General features: G+C 34.0%; 24 protein-coding genes, 1 pseudogene and 1 other annotated feature. Of the genes and pseudogenes, 17 read left to right on the plus strand and 8 right to left on the minus strand.

Features of this window, described 5'->3' with window-relative positions; genetic code table 11:
- Positions 1–121 precede the first annotated feature (121 nt).
- The gene (locus O1A01_RS09760; protein WP_270066124.1) at positions 122–781 is read right to left on the minus strand and encodes a hypothetical protein; all 660 of its coding nucleotides are present in this window, start codon (positions 779–781) and stop codon (positions 122–124) included.
- 161 nt (positions 782–942) lie between these two features.
- Here O1A01_RS09760 and O1A01_RS09765 point away from each other — a divergent pair, with 161 nt between their 5' ends.
- Together O1A01_RS09765 and O1A01_RS09770 are read left to right on the plus strand one after the other, a co-directional pair.
- Positions 943–3,168: an AAA family ATPase gene (locus O1A01_RS09765; protein WP_270066125.1), complete on the plus strand. Its 2,226-nt coding sequence runs from the start codon at positions 943–945 to the stop codon at positions 3,166–3,168.
- 1 nt (position 3,169) lies between these two features.
- Positions 3,170–4,186 (plus strand): 5-methylcytosine restriction system specificity protein McrC, encoded by a 1,017-nt coding sequence (locus O1A01_RS09770; protein WP_270066126.1) that lies wholly within the window; start codon positions 3,170–3,172, stop codon positions 4,184–4,186.
- Between the two features lie 72 nt (positions 4,187–4,258).
- Here O1A01_RS09770 and O1A01_RS09775 read toward each other — a convergent pair whose 3' ends face one another.
- Entirely contained in the window at positions 4,259–5,128 is an 870-nt protein-coding gene (locus tag O1A01_RS09775) for a LysR family transcriptional regulator (protein WP_270066127.1), read from the minus strand.
- Positions 5,129–5,410: 282 nt separating this feature from the next.
- On the opposite strand from O1A01_RS09775, the gene hpt reads away from it, so the two are divergent.
- Positions 5,411–5,935, plus strand: coding sequence for a hypoxanthine phosphoribosyltransferase (gene hpt, locus O1A01_RS09780; RefSeq protein WP_270066128.1), 525 nt, complete (start codon positions 5,411–5,413; stop codon positions 5,933–5,935).
- 194 nt (positions 5,936–6,129) lie between these two features.
- The gene (locus tag O1A01_RS09785) at positions 6,130–6,507 is read left to right on the plus strand and encodes a hypothetical protein (protein WP_270066129.1); all 378 of its coding nucleotides are present in this window, start codon (positions 6,130–6,132) and stop codon (positions 6,505–6,507) included.
- A 265-nt stretch (positions 6,508–6,772) separates the two neighbouring features.
- Here O1A01_RS09785 and O1A01_RS09790 read toward each other — a convergent pair whose 3' ends face one another.
- A complete protein-coding gene (locus tag O1A01_RS09790; RefSeq protein ID WP_270066130.1) occupies positions 6,773–8,011 on the minus strand; it encodes an MFS transporter in 1,239 nt (412 codons plus the stop codon).
- A 72-nt stretch (positions 8,012–8,083) separates the two neighbouring features.
- Positions 8,084–8,336 (minus strand) — a binding site (T-box leader).
- Positions 8,337–8,748: 412 nt separating this feature from the next.
- On the opposite strand from O1A01_RS09790, the gene O1A01_RS09795 reads away from it, so the two are divergent.
- The 5 genes from O1A01_RS09795 (at position 8,749) to O1A01_RS09815 (ending at position 11,974) form a co-directional block, all read left to right on the plus strand.
- On the plus strand, positions 8,749–9,270 hold the full coding sequence (locus O1A01_RS09795) for a GNAT family N-acetyltransferase (protein WP_270066131.1): 522 nt from the start codon (positions 8,749–8,751) through the stop codon (positions 9,268–9,270).
- Between the two features lie 83 nt (positions 9,271–9,353).
- On the plus strand, positions 9,354–10,181 hold the full coding sequence (locus O1A01_RS09800) for a nuclease-related domain-containing protein (RefSeq protein ID WP_270066132.1): 828 nt from the start codon (positions 9,354–9,356) through the stop codon (positions 10,179–10,181).
- 173 nt (positions 10,182–10,354) lie between these two features.
- Positions 10,355–10,858, plus strand: coding sequence for an RNA polymerase sigma factor (locus O1A01_RS09805; protein WP_270066133.1), 504 nt, complete (start codon positions 10,355–10,357; stop codon positions 10,856–10,858).
- A gap of 2 nt (positions 10,859–10,860) precedes the next feature.
- Entirely contained in the window at positions 10,861–11,541 is a 681-nt protein-coding gene (locus O1A01_RS09810) for a hypothetical protein (protein WP_270066134.1), read from the plus strand.
- 145 nt (positions 11,542–11,686) lie between these two features.
- A complete protein-coding gene (locus tag O1A01_RS09815; protein WP_270066135.1) occupies positions 11,687–11,974 on the plus strand; it encodes a DUF5316 domain-containing protein in 288 nt (95 codons plus the stop codon).
- Between the two features lie 216 nt (positions 11,975–12,190).
- Here O1A01_RS09815 and O1A01_RS09820 read toward each other — a convergent pair whose 3' ends face one another.
- Positions 12,191–12,610 carry a hypothetical protein gene (locus O1A01_RS09820; protein ID WP_270066136.1) on the minus strand — a complete coding sequence of 140 codons (420 nt, stop codon included), beginning with the start codon at positions 12,608–12,610 and terminating at the stop codon, positions 12,191–12,193.
- A 359-nt stretch (positions 12,611–12,969) separates the two neighbouring features.
- On the opposite strand from O1A01_RS09820, the gene O1A01_RS09825 reads away from it, so the two are divergent.
- The 4 genes and pseudogenes from O1A01_RS09825 to O1A01_RS09840 all read left to right on the plus strand — a co-directional run.
- Positions 12,970–13,857, plus strand: a complete 888-nt coding sequence (locus O1A01_RS09825) for a ParA family protein (protein WP_270066137.1) — start codon at positions 12,970–12,972, stop codon at positions 13,855–13,857.
- Positions 13,854–14,330 (plus strand): hypothetical protein, encoded by a 477-nt coding sequence (locus O1A01_RS09830; protein WP_270066138.1) that lies wholly within the window; start codon positions 13,854–13,856, stop codon positions 14,328–14,330. Before O1A01_RS09825 ends, O1A01_RS09830 begins: the two co-directional genes overlap by 4 nt.
- Positions 14,331–14,447: 117 nt before the next feature.
- On the plus strand, positions 14,448–14,546 hold the full coding sequence (locus O1A01_RS09835) for a putative holin-like toxin (RefSeq protein ID WP_220096667.1): 99 nt from the start codon (positions 14,448–14,450) through the stop codon (positions 14,544–14,546).
- A 206-nt stretch (positions 14,547–14,752) separates the two neighbouring features.
- Positions 14,753–14,986 (plus strand): annotated as a pseudogene (locus tag O1A01_RS09840) (HAD hydrolase family protein); the annotation flags it as partial.
- 254 nt (positions 14,987–15,240) lie between these two features.
- Here O1A01_RS09840 and O1A01_RS09845 read toward each other — a convergent pair.
- From O1A01_RS09845 to O1A01_RS09860, 4 genes are all read right to left on the minus strand, one after another.
- Positions 15,241–15,546: a hypothetical protein gene (locus tag O1A01_RS09845; RefSeq protein ID WP_270066139.1), complete on the minus strand. Its 306-nt coding sequence runs from the start codon at positions 15,544–15,546 to the stop codon at positions 15,241–15,243.
- Positions 15,531–16,559, minus strand: a complete 1,029-nt coding sequence (locus tag O1A01_RS09850; protein WP_270066140.1) for an anti-sigma factor — start codon at positions 16,557–16,559, stop codon at positions 15,531–15,533. The genes O1A01_RS09845 and O1A01_RS09850 overlap by 16 nt, the downstream gene beginning before the upstream one ends.
- Positions 16,543–17,058 carry a sigma-70 family RNA polymerase sigma factor gene (locus tag O1A01_RS09855; protein WP_270066141.1) on the minus strand — a complete coding sequence of 172 codons (516 nt, stop codon included), beginning with the start codon at positions 17,056–17,058 and terminating at the stop codon, positions 16,543–16,545. Before O1A01_RS09855 ends, O1A01_RS09850 begins: the two co-directional genes overlap by 17 nt.
- A gap of 258 nt (positions 17,059–17,316) precedes the next feature.
- Positions 17,317–17,841 carry a CBO0543 family protein gene (locus O1A01_RS09860; RefSeq protein WP_066411138.1) on the minus strand — a complete coding sequence of 175 codons (525 nt, stop codon included), beginning with the start codon at positions 17,839–17,841 and terminating at the stop codon, positions 17,317–17,319.
- 245 nt (positions 17,842–18,086) lie between these two features.
- Here O1A01_RS09860 and O1A01_RS09865 point away from each other — a divergent pair, with 245 nt between their 5' ends.
- The 4 genes from O1A01_RS09865 to O1A01_RS09880 all read left to right on the plus strand — a co-directional run bounded on the left by O1A01_RS09865 (position 18,087) and on the right by O1A01_RS09880 (position 21,438).
- Positions 18,087–18,365, plus strand: a complete 279-nt coding sequence (locus O1A01_RS09865; RefSeq protein ID WP_270066142.1) for a hypothetical protein — start codon at positions 18,087–18,089, stop codon at positions 18,363–18,365.
- A 106-nt stretch (positions 18,366–18,471) separates the two neighbouring features.
- Positions 18,472–18,843 carry an iron chaperone gene (locus tag O1A01_RS09870; protein ID WP_270066143.1) on the plus strand — a complete coding sequence of 124 codons (372 nt, stop codon included), beginning with the start codon at positions 18,472–18,474 and terminating at the stop codon, positions 18,841–18,843.
- A 294-nt stretch (positions 18,844–19,137) separates the two neighbouring features.
- Positions 19,138–20,112: an SIS domain-containing protein gene (locus O1A01_RS09875; RefSeq protein ID WP_066411131.1), complete on the plus strand. Its 975-nt coding sequence runs from the start codon at positions 19,138–19,140 to the stop codon at positions 20,110–20,112.
- 39 nt (positions 20,113–20,151) lie between these two features.
- Positions 20,152–21,438, plus strand: a complete 1,287-nt coding sequence (locus tag O1A01_RS09880; protein ID WP_270066144.1) for an ABC transporter substrate-binding protein — start codon at positions 20,152–20,154, stop codon at positions 21,436–21,438.
- The last annotated feature ends 54 nt before the right edge of the window (positions 21,439–21,492 follow it).

Below are 21,492 nucleotides of genomic sequence, written 5' to 3' on the forward strand. Positions count from 1 at the left end.
CGTGATCAAATTAATAAATATAGATTCATAAACATTAAAAAATGCTATCGCTATGAAAAGGTTTGATGGCCATAAAACGAGAAGAGCTATACGTTTTACTCGTATAGCTCTATCACTATTATTATAGGCGATTAAATTCTACTAATTTTTTTTCTTCTGCGTGAAATAGCTTTTCAACATTTTGATAAAAAAGCTTTTCTCTGACTTCTGCTGGTACTCCACTTATTAAAGCAGTACTATCAATCAAGGCTGAAATGACTTCATCTAGTAACTCTCCTAAAGGAATGTCTGTTTCACTGTTTTTTTCCAATTCTAATACGTATGCCCATAATTGGTGCACTTTCTCTTCAGAAAAATAGGAGGTTCCAAAATCTATAAAATCCTTCGGGATCCTTTCTAAAGAAGATAATCCAATCATTTCCTCCTCTTTAGAAAACTTTGTGTAATCCATATCTGGCTGAATGACAAGTAAAATTCGTCTCTTTCCTACATCTCTAGGAGTTAGAATACTTTCTATGATATTTAGTCTAATAAGCTGATTGATAGCTCTATCTACTTGATTTCTAGAAAGTTTTACTTCTGTTTCTATTTTGTCTAACGTGTAGTCACACACACCGTAAACATCCCCAGCATTTCTCCAAATACACTTTAAAACCTTTTCTGTACTTGGTAAAAACGTATACTTATGTCTGAATAAGTAACCCCTTACCGTTTGATCCAGCTCCGTGATGGATGAGAATGTTTGAAACTCCTTTACTGCTTCCTTGTTTACAATTGTCATTTGTAATTCCTCCTTTTTATTGTACCTTCACCCTCTATATAAAGCGGATGACAAGAAAAGTAGCATCATAGAGAAAAATTTTTAAAAAGTTTTTTAAAAACAATAAAATTCCAATAAATGCTATAATAATGGGGTGAATTACTTCTATAATGGAGGTCAAAATGGAAAGTTATGAATCAATTCTACTAAAAGATAATTATTTAAATATCGCATATAAAAGATACTTAGCATATAAAGAGACGGAACAATATAATGGCGGAAATAAGATAGAAATATTATCGAATTTGAATGAGTATTTACGAGAGAAAGAGATTAATCCAGATACGGTCGTTTATATCGTGAAAAGACTACAAAAAGCCAACACGCCTTCCGAAATCTTTGTTCATGAGGACAAAACAGCTGACTTAGTTGAGTTTGCGGAAAATAAACCGGAGGAAGTTGCCCTTCTATTAAAGGAACTTTATCAGTTTGGTGGGTCGATAGGGGAAACAATCGATCAGTTCATACGTAAAGGTAAAGACTTTAAAAGCAGTATTTCTTTTGATGCATCGTTGTTCGGATACTTATTAGCTGCTAAAGAGTACGCATTATACCCACTCTATAACGAGGGTGTATTTAGTTTTATAAAAAATACTTATGGCCTAGCAAGTAAGTCTGGAACGGTTGGAAATAATTACTTAATGTATTTAAATGTGTGCACGTTCGTATTAAAACATTTTCAAAAAACAGAATCAGATTTAACGATGTTAGATGTTCAAGATTTTTTCTTGTCTCATTCACAATCTAACAAAATTATTGTGGAAACGTCTGTAGAGTATTTACATACTGTTGCAGTTAAATTAGCAAGTTATATGAAAAATCCAGCGGACATGCTTCGTGATATAGTAGATTTAGATACAGAAAATTTATTGAGCTTAAGAGAGCAATACCGTAATGAAGAAAAGGTAAAATTAATTAGATATAGAATACTAGATAACATAATTAGCTCAAAACGGATGACTATTGAAGAATTAGAAAAAATAAAAGATGAAGTAAAGGTAAAATATGAAACAAATATCTTGCAGTCGTGGAATAACTTCACGATTCTTTTCCAACTATATTACGCAGATAAAAAACAGAAAGTTCGAGAGGAGCAGCGCAAGATTCATCAAGCTATCTGTGAGATAGAAGAATTGAAAGAGTTATCACTTTGGAAGGATAAAGTGTTAAACGGTTTTAATGGGAATCAATATTTTGGTAGTACTAGATGCTGGCTAGCAGTTTATGAAGAAAAATATGACACTCATCGTATCGCACCACAAATTTTCGTAGCCGTTAATGAACAAGGGGTTCAATATGGATTAGACTTTGGTGATCAGCACGATAAAAAAGAGAAGAAAAAGTATGTTTTAGAATCTAATATAGATGCTTTTTCTTATGAGGATTTCTATTACCAAATAATTAATGTTTTAGATGCGTTTAAGGAAAGTGGAGGGGAGCAACAAGCTAGAGCTTTTGGAGCACAAAGTACTATTGGAGGAGCCCAGGCGGAGCAGACTATCAAACCTTATTCACAGGAAGATTTCTTCTCGGAAGTGTTTATGGAAGAGAAGCAATATTCTACGATGGTCAATTTATTACGTTATAAGAAAAACATGATTCTACAAGGACCACCAGGTGTTGGAAAAACATACGTATCAAAACGGCTTGCGTATTCCTTAATGAGGGAGAAGGATGATACTCGTGTGGAAATGGTACAGTTTCATCAAAACTATTCGTACGAAGATTTTGTCATGGGCTATCGTCCGAAAGAAAATGGCTTTACGTTGAAGTACGGCATTTTTTACGAGTTTTGTAAAAAGGCAATTGAAAACGAAGAAAAAGATTACTATTTTATCATTGATGAAATAAACCGAGGAAACTTATCGAAAATTTTCGGTGAGTTACTAATGCTTATTGAACAAGATAAGCGGGATGATTTTGTTTCCATGAGCTATAATGGCGAGAAGTTTACCGTTCCTAGTAATGTGTACATTATTGGAACGATGAATACAGCTGATCGCTCGCTTGCACAGTTGGAAGTAGCGTTACGAAGACGTTTTGCTTTTGTGTCATTAACGCCTAATTTTAATGCAAAGTGGCGGGAGTTCTTGGAAGGTTCAGGAGTTTCTACTCATATGCTGGACCGAATTCAATATGCAGTGGATAAATGGAACACCGTAATCGTCAATGACTATCAACTTGGACAAGGGTATGCAATTGGACATTCCTTTTTTACGAAGAAACCAGACTATTTAACAGAAGAAATCTGGTTTGAAAACATTATACAATTTGAAATCACCCCTCTGTTGGAAGAGTATTTTTACGATCGACCTGAAGTAGTAAAAGAATTAATTGAGGGAATGTAAGATGGAGTTTAAAGTTCCCATTCGTAATTTGTTTTGTATGCTTAGCTATGTTCATGAAATGCCCGAACTAGTAAAAAGTCTTAACGAAGTCGATGAAGATATTATTACGTATGATTTTATCGCCAACGAGTATTTGAAAGAAGTAGAGCGTATTTCACATCGTGGGTTAGTAAAAAGCTACGTTACCCATGTAGAGCCAACTGGTCGGTTAGGTGGCAGATTGTTGCTTAATGAAAGTATTCCTTATTTTATTGCTAGAAAGCCGTTAGTAGTATGTGAAAAGGATGAGTACTCATCAAATGTTCTTGAAAATCAACTATTGAAGGCAACACTAAAAGCCATTTCTTATAACCGGTATGTGAAGGAAGAGACTCGGAAACGAAGCTTTATGATGTTAGACCTATTCCCGGAAGTTGATGTCCTGCCACTCACAAAAGGGATTTTTAATAGGGTGCATTTTTCGAAACATAACGCCTACTATAAACGGAGCATACACATTGCGAAAATTCTCCACGAACTAACCTTGTTGTCTCATAAACGAGGGGATTGGAGCTTGTTTAAGGCGGAGTTAGATGAAAAAGCACTCAACCATCTTTTTGAAAAGTTTTTATTTCACTTTTACCGTATGGAACAGAACGAATACAAAGTGGCATCGGAGCGCTTCTCTTGGAACCTACAAGGAAATGAAGCGCTGCTGCCAAGTATGGTAACCGATGTATCCTTAACACATAAAAACGGCAGAGAAAAAATAATTATCGATGCGAAGTTTTACAAACATATATTCCAAGAACACTTTGGCAAACAAACATTTCATAGCCATAATATGTTCCAACTATTCACTTACCTCATGCACCAACCGCAGGAACTGGATGTAAGGGGCATTTTGATTTACCCGTTCAATGGCATGGAAGTTCAAGAGTCGTTCGTTTGGGATGGACGAATGAAAATAGAAGTATTGACTGTGAATTTGGATCTGCCTTGGAGAGAGATATACGATAGGTTGATACAGGTTTTATAAAATTACTCCACCCTTTTAACTTAACGGCAAAAGGGTGGTTTTGGATCTTATCTATATTATCTAATCATAATGTTAACTTCTATAGTATTGCTTTATTAATGCTAAAAGGTTTTTAGCAGGCGTAGAAAGATAATGGTTTTCAAGCCAAACGGCTCCTAAAGAAGACTTCAGATCAGCGTTATCGATTGGTATGGAGTAAAGAGCTTTGTCCTTATAGACATCTAAAACAGATTTTGGAACAATCGTTGCCCCAACTCCACCATTCACTAAGTCCATTAATGTATTCATATCCGAGCACTCAGCTATTTTGTTTAGTTGGAGGTTTTGTCTTGTAAATGCTTCAAGAATCGTACTGTAAATACCTAAACCCTCTGTACTTGGAATGATAAGAGGGGTATGAGAAATTTCCTCTAATGATATAGTGTGTATTTTCTTGTTTGTTACGAAAAAAAATGGCTCGTTCATGAGATGATGGTAAGTCAATCCACGATATTCCAGTGGAAGGCGTACAAATGCAAGTTCAATCGCCCTTGTTTTTATCATTTCTGCTAAATAAAAGGAGTCATTTTGAACAATTTTTAACGAAACTTTAGGATGCTTTTCGTGGAAGGTTTGGAGCACTTCTGAAAAACCTGATAGAGATAGGGTGTTAATTCCTACTGCCAGTACACCTCTTTTTCCCTCCTCTGTTTCCTGTAATTCATTTTTTATTTCTTCTACACTGTTCACCAAATGTAATGCTCTTTCGTAGAGTACTTTCCCTTTATCCGTCAATACCATACTCTTACCACTTCGTTCAAACAATTTCACACCAAGCTCAGTTTCTAATTGTTTTAACTGCATACTTAGAGGTGGTTGCGACATATGTAACCTAGTGGCAGCGGCTGTTATATTTTTTGCTTCGGCTATTGCTATAAAATACTTTAATCGCTTTATGTCCATCGATTTCTCCTTGTATATACAAAACATATAGTTTCTATATGAATTATATATTTTTCGTATAGGTAAGTCTATGTTATGATTATTTTCATAATTTGTGATTAATATAGAGCGTTTTTAATAATAGTATGATACGAAGCTGGAGCGTAAGTATTTGCTAGTATCATTTCAAATATCACAGTGACATATTTCAATATAGTTAATGTGCGATTCTGTTTATGAGCATATTCAGTATTTTAAAGGAAACTCAAAAACAATAAAAACTGTCTAGGAAGGGAAGAAACGATGAAAGAAAATATTTTGTATAATAAAGAAATGATAGATGATAAAGTAAAAGAGCTAGGTGCAACGATATCGAATGATTACCAAGGGGAGGACAACAATCTCCTTGTCATTTCGTTATTAAGAGGAAGCTTTATTTTCACAGCAGACCTTGTCCGACACATAACAGTTCCAGTTAGAATTGAATTTATGGAAACGTCAAGTTATGGACATGGAAAAGAAAGTACCGGAAAAGTAGAAATAGTTTCTGGTTTAACGATGGATATTTCCGATTATGACGTCTTAATCGTAGACGATATATTAGATTCAGGGAATACAATGAAAACAGTTTATGATTCCCTAAAGGAAAGAAACCCGAAAAGTCTTAAGACATGTACACTTCTTGATAAACCTTCACGTAGACAAGTTGAGATTGAAGTGGATTACAAAGGGTTTGTTATTGAAGATAGGTTTATAGCAGGATATGGGCTGAACTATGGTCACCATTACCGTAATACACCATATATTTTTGAAGTAATTGAGGATTAATTTTTAAAATGAGACGGTCACATTTAAGTGATCGTCTTTTTTCGTATTTAACCTATACTGGGAAACTAATATTTTACTCAATAGTGAAAATAAAAATATCCCAAAAAGTAGTAACTAATTAAATGCCAAAAATGTTATGATGATTGTGAGATGAAATTTGAAATAATTTTAAATTAAATAAAGGGGGGCGTAGTATGGGAAAGCAAAAGAAATGGCTTTATATCATTATTGGATTGTTGCTAATTACAGTTTTCTTTATCTTTCAAAATAATAAGAACGAGGACCAAATAGTCAAACATCATACGTTTGGATCCTTCTATATAGAAGAAAAAGGCTACCACATCGAACCGGGAGAATATATGGAAATGTGGGTGGATGGCTATAACGATGCTGAAAAAGAAGAGAATAGAGTATATTTCAGAGTCTATATCAAGGACGCCAATGTCTTTAACCTTATCGAAAAAGAGAAAGTGTACTTAATGGGTTTCTCTACCGAAAATGATCCGAACCGGTACTACTTAGAGCAAATCTCCCCACCGGGTGGTGAGAACTTAACGGGGGAAGGAAGATAAGGGAAAGATTCCCCAAGTTGCCTCCCTTTTGGTCTTTTCTTTTTCCTAAATTTATATAACGTATTATTACACATAAAAGTCACAATTCACTTCTCAAAGTGAATATTTAGGATAGATTAAGTAGTTGATAATAAAAGGACCACACCTATTAGACATATCTAATAGGTGCGGTCCTTAATTTAATTTCTTCTTCATCTAACGCAAGTTTGTTGAAGAAGGTAACCTCCATTCCTATCACTCATAATCGTAGTTTACCATGTGTTGATCAAGTATTGGGTTGATAATACTTACGTTTGGACGATCTTAAATTGAAAGTACATAGTATCACAGATAGGAACAACATCACCAAAGCACCAGTAATAACCGCAAATTGAATGGAAAAAACTTGTGCAAGAAGTGCTATAATACCCGTCGTTATGATAATAAGTGTTGCTTCGACAAATTCATATAAACTACCTATTCTACCCATAACATCCTCAGGGATATTATTCTGATAAAAAGTAAGAAAACCTGTATTGGCAAATGCAAGAAAGAAGGCAAGAATAAAAAAGCCTAATGCAGCAATAATAAACGAATTTGAAAATGCATAAATGATGTAACCAACCGATACAAATGTTGAACCTACACCAATCATAATGGAAATTGCAATCTTCTTCACAAAAATGGTATTAATAAACGCTCCAACAATGATACCTGCACCTGCAATGCTTACTAAAAATCCGTAGTCACTATCTGATAAACTAAGAACTTCTTTTGCGAAAGCAGCTTCTAATGAATCAACAGCAGCAGTCATAACAAAAACCGAACTAAACAAAAAGTAAACTAGCATTATATAAATGCTTTTCCTACTAAAATTCATTACGATGTGAAAATCTTTCTTCAATAATTGTATGGATAACTTCTCACCATTATCAATAGCTTTTGACTGTTTTTCCACATTAGGCATGAGCAATGTAATTAATCCTGATAAAAATAATGCGATTGCATTAATGATAATACCGAGTTCAGGTGTACCAATTATGAAAAGCAAACCCGCTAGAGCAGGACCTATCAGAAAAGCTCCGGAATCAATTAAACTTATGAGAGAATTAAACCTCTTTCTTTGTTCGGAAGGAATTAATTTTGTAATATAAACCATCGCTGTCGGACTAAACATGGAGGTTGCCATATTAATTAAAAAGACAATAAAATATAGTAACAACAAGGATGTATCTAGGAACCAAGGTACAAAAAATAAGCAAAGTGCTCTAAAAATATCAAGAAAGATCATCAAATTTCGTTTATTTAATCTGTCAATAACACTACCAGACCAAAAGTTTGTAAACATAGTTGCTAAAGGTATTAGAATGTAAAGTACAGCTACGGCAAGAGGAGAACCTGTGAGTTCAAATACCATTAAATTTAGTGCAATTAAGTACACCCACGCACCTAAATTTGATACTCCTATACCTAGCAATAAAATTGATGGGTATTTCCATGCTTCTAGCATATTTTTGAAATTCATCAAACTCACTCCTTAAGCATATTTGTATTACGTTTTTTAAAATAAAAAAAATCCCACCCCCAAGACCTTAGTCTTGGAGACGAGATTTATTATCGTGGTACCACTCCAGTTTATTAATATGTCACCATATTAACCTTATCAGGTACGGCATTAATATGCTTATACCCTAGCTCTTTAACGGGAGCTTCCGTTACACCATCCCCACTAACAAGGTTCCAATGTAATGCTCAGAGGCTTGTTTCAATAATAATTTCTTACTCCTTTTCAGCATACGGAGCTCTCTGTAAAGAAACTTTTTATTTACTCTTCTCATCATCGCATATATTAATTATTAAATATTTCTAAAATTATAACATTAACTTCCATATATTGTATACATAAATATTATTATCTTATAAATATCCGTAGTAGTCGCTATGCAAATGGCAAGATTTTGAGGTTAACTTTGGATTATCCCTTGCTCCACTTTTAGGATCTCAAACTAACGCTTCTGAGGAGTACAATGCTCGCATCGAGGCTTTGATCTCCATCAGTAACCAAGCTAATGTTCTTGTCTGTATTTATATTTTTTTATTAGGTAATTGTAATGCTATTTGGTATTGTTAGAAATGAATTAGGTGAATTGTCTTTTTATGTTAGACTAATTGAAAAATAGATAAAGATAAATTTTTAATGGATAAAACTGAAGGCATAATTTTAAGTAATAATATATATTCCTTTTGAATGGAGAAATCAATATGATAGTTAAAATGAATCAATTTAATATGAAGGATTATATTAAACCAAACGAAAGTTTCGTTGTTTCAGGTAAAATCATTCCTACATTTAGTAACAATGTTTGGAACTATACCGTGGAAAGGTTTTCTGAACCTTATTCTAAGAAATACGAAGAAGAAAAAGTTGACATTAGTTATATTGAAGAAAAAGAGAAAGTCGTTTTTTTATATTACGTTGATAACAACTGTATTGGTCGAATAAAGATGCGTTCTAATTGGAATGGATATGCCTTAATTGAGGACATTGCTGTTACAAAAGAAAATAGAAAAAATGGTGTAGGTACAGCGTTATTAAAGGAAGCTATTAAGTGGGCAAAGGAAAATAACTTTTGTGGCCTTATGCTTGAAACACAAGATATTAATGTGTCAGCTTGTCTCTTTTATGCTAAAAATCAATTTGTAATAGGTTCAGTTGATACTATGCTTTATTCCAACTTACCGACAGCAAATGAAATGGCGATTTTTTGGTACTATAAATTTTAATGTGCTTCTAGATTACAAAGAAATAAAGATGTGAAAGTTGTTAATTAAACTTAAATAAAATGAACTAAAAGGGACTGACTGATATGTTATTTCTATTGAAACTTTTTAAAAAGGAACCAAACGAGATAAAGAAAAGTAATGAAGTGAAGAAAACAGTAATCAAAAAGGACAATAAATCTATTCGTAAAGGTGAGCTAGGGGAATACAAGATTGATATTCAATTAAGTCAATTACCTAATGATTATAAGTATACAACGGATTTATTAATAAAAAATCCGAGAGCGAAGTCTGGTTATTCTCAAGTTGATCATGCAGTAATTACTCCGTACGGAATTTTTGTTATTGAGACGAAAAATTATCAAGGAACAATCTACGGTGGTAAAGGACGAAAACAATGGTCAGCGAACGGAAAGTTTAATTTTATGAATCCTTTTATTCAAAACTATGGCCATATTGAGGCGCTGAAATCTTTAATAGATAGGAAGTTTCATAACGCTATTATATCAATGGTTTCTTTTACAAAGCGATGTACTTTTAAGTTAGACGAGTTAGATTATCGGAAAATACAATCTGATCACCTAATTGTATATGATCTAGAGCTATCAGATTTTATTCATAGGAAGGTATCTGTCTTAAAGCTTATACATAAAGAACCTTTGTTATCGAAAGATGAAATTGACGACATTCATTCGGCGTTAACATCTGCCAATATTGTAGATGAATCTATCCGTCTTCGTCATGTACAAGCTTTACGTAATGAGAGTAAAGGCGAGGACAGTGAAGGCGAAACTACAAAATACAAATGTACTATATGTCAACAGCCCGTTTCAACAAAAGTAAGTGCATTTTGCTTATCCAATAAAAAGTTTAAAGGGAAAGTATACTGTTTTGAGCATCAAAAGGGGATTTAGCCGCGGACAGAGAGAGGTTCTTTGTCCGCCTTTTTTTATTAGGTTGGAAAAGCTGTCCTCAAGATTCCAACGAATCATGATGACTTTCATTTCGAAATATCCTCCACCCTTTTTTTAAAAAAACCGCGACCGATTTTATTTTAAATCGACAATAATATTAGGAGGTGTAAAGCATGGATTGGGAGGAATTGTATATTAAATATAGTGATGATGTATTTAAATTTATCTTTTTTATGACTTATGAGAAAGAAATAGCGGAAGATCTCACACATGATACTTTTATAAAAGTGAAAAAATCTCTAACTAATTTTAGAGGGGAGTCTAGTTATTATACGTGGATAATATCAATTGCTAGAAATGTAACGTACGATTACTTAAGACGTAAACATAAAATAAAATTTCTATCTTTTCACATACGAAACCATTCAAAACAGACCAAAGAAACTGCAGAAGAATTAGTATTAAATGAAGAATCCTTAAAAGAATTGTATAGAGCAATCAATAATCTAAAAGTAAATTATAAAGAAGTAGTAATTTTAAGGAAGATTCAAGGGCTTTCTGTTGAGGAGACTGCTCAAGCGTTAGGGTGGTCAAAGAGTAAAGTCAAATCTACCATGCAACGTGCTTTGGAAAAGTTAAAACAAGAAATTACTCATCTTGATATAAAGGAGGGATAAAAATGAACAAATTTGATGAGATTTTTTCAGATGACAATTTTGCAAAACTCAATGAAAGTGTTCAAAGAAGTCCTGCTCAAAAGGAGGAAACGATGAATAAAATTAGAATACAAGATACAAAAAGCATCGTTTTGTCTAAACCATTATTAGCGGTTATCGCATGTATAGTACTATTAGGTGTAATTTGCTTATCGACTATAGGGTATAAGGGCATTAACGAACAGTTAACCGCTGATGTGTCTAATTATGTAGGTAAAGAGATTATTATCCCTAATCATCAAGAACTTGACATTAACTTCGTAGGAGTTAGAGAGTTGAATCGAACTCGCGTGGAAATTAGCTATGCTAAGGAATTAGGTGAAGCGTTTTTTAATATAGATCAAAAAGAAGCGTGGGAAGATGAAAATAACGGAAAGATTTTTCTTGGTCCATATAGTAGTGATCCAGTCATTAATTTGAGTATAACGTTTGGAACAATGGAATTTCATGAAAAACAAAGTAGAACGATCGAAAATACGGATGTTTATTTCGAACTATTAGAACGGCCCGACGGTACTATCTTAGAAACCAGTTTTATATATGAAGATGCTATATATGAATTAATGTATTATTTAGATGAGAAATATACAGAAGCTGAAGCATTTGAATTTACGGAACAGATTATTAAAAGTTTAAATGAATAGTAATTTATGATGTTTAGCTTTATTAAATAAAAGAAGTGTCAATCAAAGTTGGATTGGCACTTCTTAATATTATTTTGAGCCAAAAATGAAACGCAATCAGTTTTAAATCGTATAATAATTAGACTTAGGCCAAGGAGGTATGATCATGAAGTATTTATTAACTGGAACTATTTTATCGGTAATCGGAGTTTTATTATCAACTTTTCTTTGGAGTTTTAATCAAGCATATGTAATACCAGGGGGAATTGGAATGTTATTTCTCTTAGGTACAATGGTTACGTCAGGAAGTATGGTAAGCGGTGATAGAATGAGAGCCAACTTTTCAACAGAATCAGCCGACGATAGAAAGATAAGAAATAGAACAACTTTTCGTTTAGCCTTATTGGGTTTACCAAGTTTATTTACTGCAATCTTAATTTATTATTTATTCTAAGGGGTTCTATGTACCATAGTAAGGAAATAAAAACAATATTTTTGAGTCCAATTCACAAATGAATTGGACTCTTTATTTTTGTTAATATATCTATGTTTATGAATGAAAAGTGTATAAATTGGCACAAAGGACAATGGCTGTTGGTCATATGTCAAAAATCGTGTTAATTTCATTATTAAGCTTTGGAAAAAGTTGTTGTATCACCCTCAGTTGAAATTATTCGCCGAGCTTTTCCTCTGTAATGATTTCATATAGAACTTCTGAATCCTTTTTAGAGAGTTTAGTGTATTTATTTTCACCTTGGATAATCACTTCGAGCATATCTTTTTGGGGAGTTAGCCAAATTAAATATTTATTGTTAATCCTAAAGTCAGGAGGGTGAGCCATTTTAACTTTAGCATTTTCCCAATCCGCATTTTTAAGTATATTTAAGGCTTTTTCAACTTTTTCCTTATCTGTTATTTCTTTAAACTTTTCATATTTATCTTCTGTTCCAACGCGTTTTTCAACCAATAACTTTTCTTCTTCAGCTTTAGAATTTGCTTCATTAACTTGCTTACTATCTGACTGAAAATTACATCCTACTAATGAAATGAGCACACTTGACATAAACATTAAAAAAACGAGTTTCCTCATAAGACACCTACCTTTATTAAGTTTTCCTTTATATAGACGAGTAATTCACCAAAAAGTTTCCTTCTGTATTAAAACACTAAAAATAGCATCAGTTTAAATTGATGCTACTTCCTTTTTAATTTACTTTGTTTACTTATAGAGAATCATATGTTATTTCATATTCCTTTATTGATTTTCTACTTCAAAACTGAACTACTATTTATATCCTGAAGGCTCTTTATATTTCTACTTAAAAAGTTGTGGCTTACTTAGTTAGCCGAAGAAGTATATGGAAATGTAAAATCCTCTGTTCCAAATTATAGCATATATCTCCGCCCATCAACCTATATATAAACTGACAAACATCTAGGAGGGTACATATGGGAAGAGCAAAGAAAATTTTTGTTGGGAACTATAAAGGTGGGGTAGGGAAGACAACGAGTGTGTATTACTTGGCGCACTATTTAGCAGAGCGGTATAAAATTTTGCTTGTTGACTTGGATCCGCAATGTTCTTTAAGTGAGATCTGCTTGAAAAGTACGGAAAGAGATTTAATGGATTTAAGAGATGATGAATCGTTAAACTTTGCATTTGATATGTACCTTCAGTCGAAAAAGTTAAATGATGCGAGGTTTTCTATTGATACCGGGAAACTAATTAAGAACTGTTCGAGAAATCATCGAAACATAGATTTTATCCCATCTAATCTTTTTTACAGCAATGGTGGATTAGATGATCTAGCCATTGATATGACGACCGAGCAAGCTGGACTTGAAAATCTATTTATCCTCCATAACTTTTTGCTAGATCACCAGTTAGAAGAAAAATATGATCTCATTATTTTTGACTGTCCTCCTACTAATAATCTCATCACGCAGAGCGGCTTCTTACTATCAGACTATTTTATCATTCCAACTATAATGGATAAGGTGAGTACGAAAGGTGTTGCTCACTACATAAAAATTGTGAATAAAATTTATGACAAATACTGTGCAAACAAGGATTACGCTCCATTTATTAAGCTAGTGTTTGGAGATAAACCGAAGCTTCTCGGTGTTTTTGAAACGATGCGAAAGGGGCCTTCTCTACCTCAAGGCCAAAGTGAATTAGGAGATGTGAAAATGTACGAGACGGCTATAAAACATTTAAATTCCATTTCGGAAGCACTGTCCAATGGTGAAATAAGTCCAGAGCATTTAAAGTATAAAGAGTTAGCAGACGAAGTAAAGAGAGATTTGGATCCGACTACATTAGAGGTGACTTTGTGAACAAATCAGAGGCTATTCAAACGTTGGAGAAGTGTACGCGAATATTGGAAGCTGTAGATAAAAAATTGATGAAACAGGATATACAAACTTTAGAACAAGTAATGGCGTTTATAAAGGAAGGATCAGAGCAAGTTGAGAAACGTCATACTAGTAAAAAAGCAAACTTCGATGGGAAGAGATTTTTACAAGATGTGCAGGAAAATTTATCTTCTAACGAACTGTTAGAAAAATATGAGTTGAACTTACCTACCGAGTACTTAAAAGGGAGCGGGAATATTGTGACGTTATGGAGGGAGTTAAGTAAAACAGCACGAAATAAATTCAGAATACCGGAACTTCAATCTATTTACATTCTCCTCAACAAAAGCGCAACGTACAAAAAATCTTGGACAAAAAAGAAACTAGTGGAAGAAATAGATAGTTCCGTAGCATCGTGGTTACGAAGTGAGAGGTTGACTAAGGAAAGACCTTAGAAGTTGTAAACACATATAGAACAAGCGTTCTGTTTTGTGTTATAATAATTTCGCAATAGTCAGTCAGGGAAACTCAAGGGTGGTCGGCATTACCCCAAGGGAAAGGGGGTGATGCATATGATGACGACATTTCAAACTTTAGTGCTAATGATCTCATTCGCTGGTTTGATTGTGTCCATCCTAATCGTATTTAGACAGAAAATAACCCACCCTTGAGCTTGACCGGCGATATGGTGGGTTATCCTATACATTTAGCCGCCCCCCTTGAAGGGACCTGCGACTATTGCTTGACTAAGTGGTGTTGATGCACCGCTTAGTCTTTTTTATTATATGTCTTTATATTATTTAGTATAACCCATTTTACTAGAGGTGAAAAGAGTTGAACGTGGAGTAAAGGGAACAGGTGGGCCGTGAAAAAAGCAAGGTGGTACCCTTTTATTTTGAATGTTTTACAAGAGAATATATCAAAGTCTGTAGCTATCTTAAAAGTGTTGGAGTATTTTAATTTGAATCTAACAGAAGCAATTGCGTTTGGAGATGGTGGAAACGATATAGATATGTTAGAACTTGTCGGTTTAGGTATCGCGATGGGAAATGGAAATGAGGAATTAAAGAGCGTAGCCGATTTCGTAACGAAAAAGTCGGGTGTAATTTAAGAGGTGAGGGACAGGTTTTGTTACACACATTGTGGGTCACCGAAACTGTCCCTCTAACTCTTAAAAGTATATAATTTCTCTCTTCTTGTATTTTTTTAACAGTAAAAATAATCATGCAATACCAATATGAACAAATTGACTATAGAGTGGACTTTCCGGTGAAAATTTTTACTTTTCAGGCTGTCGAACACTTTCGATATCAGTGGTAGACACGGCCCAAACGATTGGAAGGCTCTCTTTATGCAACTAATACCCTAAGGCTTCGCATTAATACTCCAAGCAAAAACAAACATCAGGAATGCAAAAATAAGAATAAATACGTTCAGTCCAAGTCCCCAATACGCATATAATCGGTTACTTCTATTAGTAAATAAACCAAAAATGCCAAGAAAGATTCCTAAAAGGGCTAACGTGAAACTTCCAAAGGCAATATGAAAGCCTGTTAGCAAACCTATGTTAACCATTACTAGTATAATAATTCCGATTAGAAAGGAAATGATGCCACTACCAGTAAACATATTTGATAGCCTAAAACGATTTCTTTTTACTTCCAGTTCCATAGTTTCACTTCTCCTATCTTCATAGATTTAATTTTTTCGTTTTCCTGTAAATTGCGTAATTCGGCTGTTGGGCCAGTAACGACCACACCATAAATTTTGATGCCATTTTCCTCGATATACTTTATTCGTTCTTCTAAAGATAACGATTTTGCCCTAGCTAAAATGGTTGCGGTTTCCTCGTTCTCTTTTAAAAATTTAAGTATGTTTAGAAAAACTTCTTCGTTCGTTTGTTCTCGTCCATTAAACGGTGACCACGTCGTTGTGTCAACTTGGGCAGGGTAGCCTAATGGTGTAAGTGGGTAACCATCTTTGTCTATTCTCTTTCTTTCTAATCCAGTATCTACTGCAAGCCATCGTACTTCCATATCTCCATTAAATAATTCGTTCACTTCGGGTACATCAATCGTTTCTGAAAATGACACGTACATTTCAGAAACAGTCCCATCCGGAAGTCCTTTTAAAATGTTCCAATCGGAATTTGTGGATACTAAGACGTCAGGATGGACAATTAATTCGGATTGAGGCTGGGGTATTTCCTCCAATGGTCTATCTAGTAACAAATTTCTTTTCGGAAAATTAGGTTTGTCAAAATAATAATTAATCTCATAGTCACCGACATTATAGTCTTGAGACCCAATCCTTTTATATACATCAAAGTAAAGGTCCATCGTGAAAAAGCCGATCTCCTCTTCTATCTCCATCTCTTCCACACTCATATTCGGTTCCGTAACATATATAAGTTTGGAAGCAACTTCAATAGCATTGTTCGCGCGGCCATAATTTTCACCACTACTATAGTAAAAGTAAGTTAATAAGGTCATCACTGGAACAATTAATAATAAAATAGCTAAGCTTATTAAAATGTTCGTAAACATTGCTTTGTTTTTACTTCTTTTCACGATTGTTTGTTGTTGTTTTGGACTATATTTTTGATCAAACTCATCAATAGAGTTGTTTAACATTTGTTCATACAGATTTTCATCATTTGAATGATTTTTATCTTTCTCTTTCATCTCGTTCCCTCCGTTTCTGTATTTTCGCGATCATTTTTTCTCTACCTCGTAGTAAATGACTTTTTAATGTATTTATGTTTAACTCCAATATGTCTGCAGCTTCTTTGTACGAAAGTTTATGAAAGTCACAGAGTAGAAGGACGTTTTTTTGCTTATCATTTAGAGAATGTATATCTTCCAGCAACTGTTGAAAACTTTCCTTTTCAATAAATTGCTTTTCTGGTGACTTTTCTGGCGGTATCCCTTTAGGCTCTATATTTTCTAACTGATCACTTACAATATATCGCTTTCTTTTTCTCGTAAAATCAATAAATGCATGGTAGGATACTTTAAATAGCCAAGCTTTTATATTGGTAATCTCTCTTTCATCAAGTGTAATAAATGCTCGGTAGAACGTTTCTTGAACTAGATCCTCCGCTGTAAAATGGTCTTTTGATAAGGAGTACAAGTATCGGTATAAATCATTTACATGCAGTTCATATATCTCATCAAGCTCCAAAGGCCTCACCCCAATCTAAGCAAACCACGTATGAATGTGGTGAAAAGTTGCAATTTTTTATAAAAAGTTTTTAATACTTTGAGAGAATTAAAAAGAGAACTTCGATTTTATAGAAGTTCTCTTTCCATTTTATTGTATTTTTTAAATAAAGCTCACCGTAATCATAGAATATTCGTTCTTGTTTATCAAATATAAACAACTAAATAAAAGAGCCAAAATAAAAAAGGAACGATCTCCAGTTATAAATGGAGCCGTCCTTTATTTGGTTAAATTATCTCCTTGAAAGAGAATCGGAAAGTAATCAAACACCCATAAATAAAAAACAATGAGAAAAAAAGAGAAGATAACTGCTTGTAACGGTCTTACTTGAGATAGTCTTAATATTGGGTACGTTGTTATGTAAAAAAAGAAGGTCCACGCAATGTTCCAGCCGTTTGAATAATTAAAATACCCCATCTTCGTAGCTATATATTCAATTACTACGGAAACGATGGACCATTTTAGCAAATAGATAAAAGGTTTTCTTTGAGGGAAAAATCCAATAAAAAGAATCGCCCAACAGGGGAAAATAATAAAACAATAGACCGTTTCAGTAATAAAGTAATTTACAATAGGCTTTTGGATAATCCATAACCATCTATCCTTGCTATAACAAAGGAAATGGTAATAAAGATTGAATAAGGCAAAAAATAGAGTAGGAACAAAAGCTTCTTGCCATTTGTTTAGTTTTTTAGAAAGAGCCAAACTAATTAACATTCCAAATGTTAATACAACATGAAACAAATGATCCACCTCTACCTTTTACGAAAAAAATGTTCAACCGTTTTTAGATTTTCCTATTTCCTTAAAAATATCCATTTTTTTCATAAATTTCACAAAGGATCAAGAATGTTTTGTTTATAATGTATAAATATTATTGATATTCTAAATTAAAATTATATAAAACCAGTGCCGTGTGAAGAAGGAATGGGTATACAAATGATGAATATAATATTGGAGCAAAAATCAAATGTGTTAGGAGTAAAAAAATGAAATCTATTAGTCGTTGGGTAGTAGTGGCTATTTTAATTTTACTAGCCATTTCATTGCTGATCAAAGGATTTAATTTGTTATCTGTTGGAAAAAGTGTCGATGGTGATGGTATTGGAGTATATTTTTTATTTATGGAAATTAATGATAGAGTACCTGTAGAAAGCATCCCAGCTTATGCAATAGGATTTTTTATTTCAAGCATAGTTGCTTTCCTTCTTTCAGCAGTACTAGTAGGATTGGACTTGAAATCTAGGGGAAAAGACGTTTCTAGATAATAAAGAGCCTAAAGAAGCAACCAAGGCAAATAGTTTACTCTTTTAACAATTTTGTCTAAACTATTAGATAGTTATAGACTATGTATATTTTTCAGGAGGCAGCAACATGGAAGTTTTTAAAGAGTATTTAACGGGAATCGACCACCCAGACCACCGGGAACGAACGGAGGAAGTTTTGACGTGGATTACTAATACATTTCCGACTTTGGAAGGCCATATTAAATGGAATACGCCAATGTTTTCAAAACACGGTACATATATTATCGGCCTTTCGACAGCTAAGCACCATATGAGCATTTCACCAGAGCGGGTAGGGATGGAGAAGTTTGCTGAGGCAATTAAAGAAGCTGGCTACAGTTCTACGAAGGACCTGTTTCGTATTAAATGGAACGAGCCTGTAAATTACGAACTGCTAGAAAAAATGATTCAGTTTAATATTGAGGATAAAACAGGGTATACAAAATTTTGGCGTGAATAAACCAATCTCTTTGCCACAAACATTATAAAACGATGTGAGTAGGTTCTTTTTAGAATCTGCTCTTTTTATTTTTCAAAAAAGATTTGTGAAATTTTATTATACACATATAGTAATCGAGGTGGAATTATCTCGTTATCTTCTATAGATAATTGGTTGTTTTAGTAGAATATCATTTTAGCTAGTATAAAAGACTTAATAAAGAGAATTTTCTAAAAACTTGTTGACAAGGCGTACCTTTCGTTCTAGTATAAAGATAATACATCATATGATGTTATACTTTTTGGAGGTGCCAAAATGAAAACTGAACATGTAAACCAAATTACGGAAGCTGTGAATGCAGTCAAAGCAATGGATGTAAAAAACTTTTATTTTGTAGCGTGCGGAGGTTCGATGGCTTCATTAGCTACAGGAGATTATTTCTTAAATCGTGAGCTTGATATTCCATCTAGAGTGTATACTTCCAACGAATTTGTTCATGTAGATCCAAAAGGTTTAGGGGAAAATAGTGTCGTTATTTTACGTTCTCACTCAGGAACTACACCAGAAACAGTAGAGGCGGCAAAGTTTGCTCGATCAAAAGGGGCCGTTACGATTGCGGTATCGATGGAAGTAGAATCACCGTTATGTCAGGCAGCGGAGTATGTTGTTCATTACAACTATAAAGACGGTTCCGACGCGATTGATGGGGAAACTGGAGTCTACTTTTCTCTCATTTTCGGCATTTTGAATGCGGTTTCACCGAATGAAAAGTATGACAGAGTATTAAAGCAATTAAGTCATTTAGAAAATCTATTTGAAACAAATAAGAAAAACACTTTTGATAGAGCATTTGAGTATGGGAAAGAAAATAAACGTGAAAAGATTATCTACACGATGGGAAGTGGGGCGTACTACCATCAGGCATACTCCTTTACGAGTTGCTTATTGATGGAAATGTTATGGATTCACTCTAATGCAATTCATTCAGGTGAATTTTTCCATGGACCGTTTGAAATTACAGATTTCGATGTACCGTTCTTAATTATTAAAGGCGATGGACCAACTAGACCTTTAGATGAAAGAGCGATTAACTTTGCTGAAAAGTTTAGCAATAAAGTAGAAGTGGTAGACGTGGCAGAGCTTGATTATACAGGTGTGGACGAGGATCTTCGCGAATACTTTGGTCCAGCAATTGCAGGTGTCGTGTTAAGACAATATGCGGACGGTCTTGCAGAACATACAGGTCATCCGTTATCCGTTCGTCGGTATATGTGGAAAATGGAATATTAAAAAAATAAAAAATCGATTGGAACGAAGGGGTGTAAGTTAATGAAAAGAACTTTTTCATTTGTAGTAATGGTACTATTTCTCTTTGCATCTTTAGTAGCGTGTTCATCGAATGAATCCGGTTCTTCCAAAGGGGAGAATGGCGAGGATATTGTAGAAATTAACTTTTTTCATAGATGGCCGAATGAACCACGAAAGTCGTTCTATGATCAAAAAATTAAAGAGTATATGGAAGCAAATCCGAATGTCAAAATTAATGTTGATGCAGTATTAAATGATTCGTATAAAGAGAAAATTCGTGTTCTCGTTTCGAGCGATAATTTACCACATGTGTTTTCTTCTTGGTCTAACTCATTTGCAGAAAACCTTGTTTCCTCTAATAGAATTATGGATTTAAATAGTTTACTAGAAGAAGACAAGGAATGGTCAGGCAATATTATAGAATCTCAGTTTGAAGGATTCACGTTCGATGATGTTACGTACGGAGTACCATTTACTATCGATGGAAAAGTGTTCTTTTACAATAAAGAAATTTTTGAAAAACATAACTTACAAGCACCTTCTTCTTACGATGAATTTATTAAAGTGTTAGATTCATTGCAAGCTGCTGGATACGATACACCACTTGTGGAAGGGTTAACGAACGCTTGGGCAATCTCTCACTATATGGGGACGATTTTCCAACGAGTACTAGATCCAGGAGTAACGGCAGTTGATTATAATGCAAAAACTGGTGAATTTACGGACCCAGGTTATATTAAAGGGCTAGAAATTTTCGAGGAACTAACATCCTATATGGGGGATATTTCAACGGCAATCGATCATGAAACAGCTAGAAACATGTTCGGTAATGGAGAAATTCCAATCGTATACATGCAGTTCGCGGAAATTAAACTAGTAGAAAATATCGGTGGCGTTGATTTCGGATTTTTTAACTTCCCAGCAGTAGCAGGTGGAAAAGGAGATGCGGACGCATTAACAGGAGCACCTGAAGGCTGGATGTTAAGTAAAGACGCTCCAAAAGAAGCGGTCGATTTCTTAAAGTTTTTAACTTCTAAAGAAACGGCGTACGAATTTACGAAAACGGATGGCCAGTTAAATGCAATTAAAGGTGGAGTGGATGAAGGGAATACTTCTCCTGCTAGTTTCGAAGCTTATGAGATTGTGTTAAGTGCTTCTTCCCCAGCTCCTTGGTTTGATAATGCCGTCAATATTAATATCGCAGACATCTTTATGAGAGGTGGTCAATCGTTAGCAACAGGCCAAACGAAACCTCAAGATATTATGAAAGATGTACAAGAAAGAGCAGCTCGATTGAAAAATGAGTAAACGTTATAAAGTATGTGTTGAGGCTCAGGGTATCCTGAGCCTTATCAAGAATAT

The organism is Sutcliffiella sp. NC1, assembly GCF_027594365.1.
Classification (GTDB): Bacteria; Bacillota; Bacilli; order Bacillales; family Bacillaceae_I; genus Sutcliffiella; species Sutcliffiella cohnii.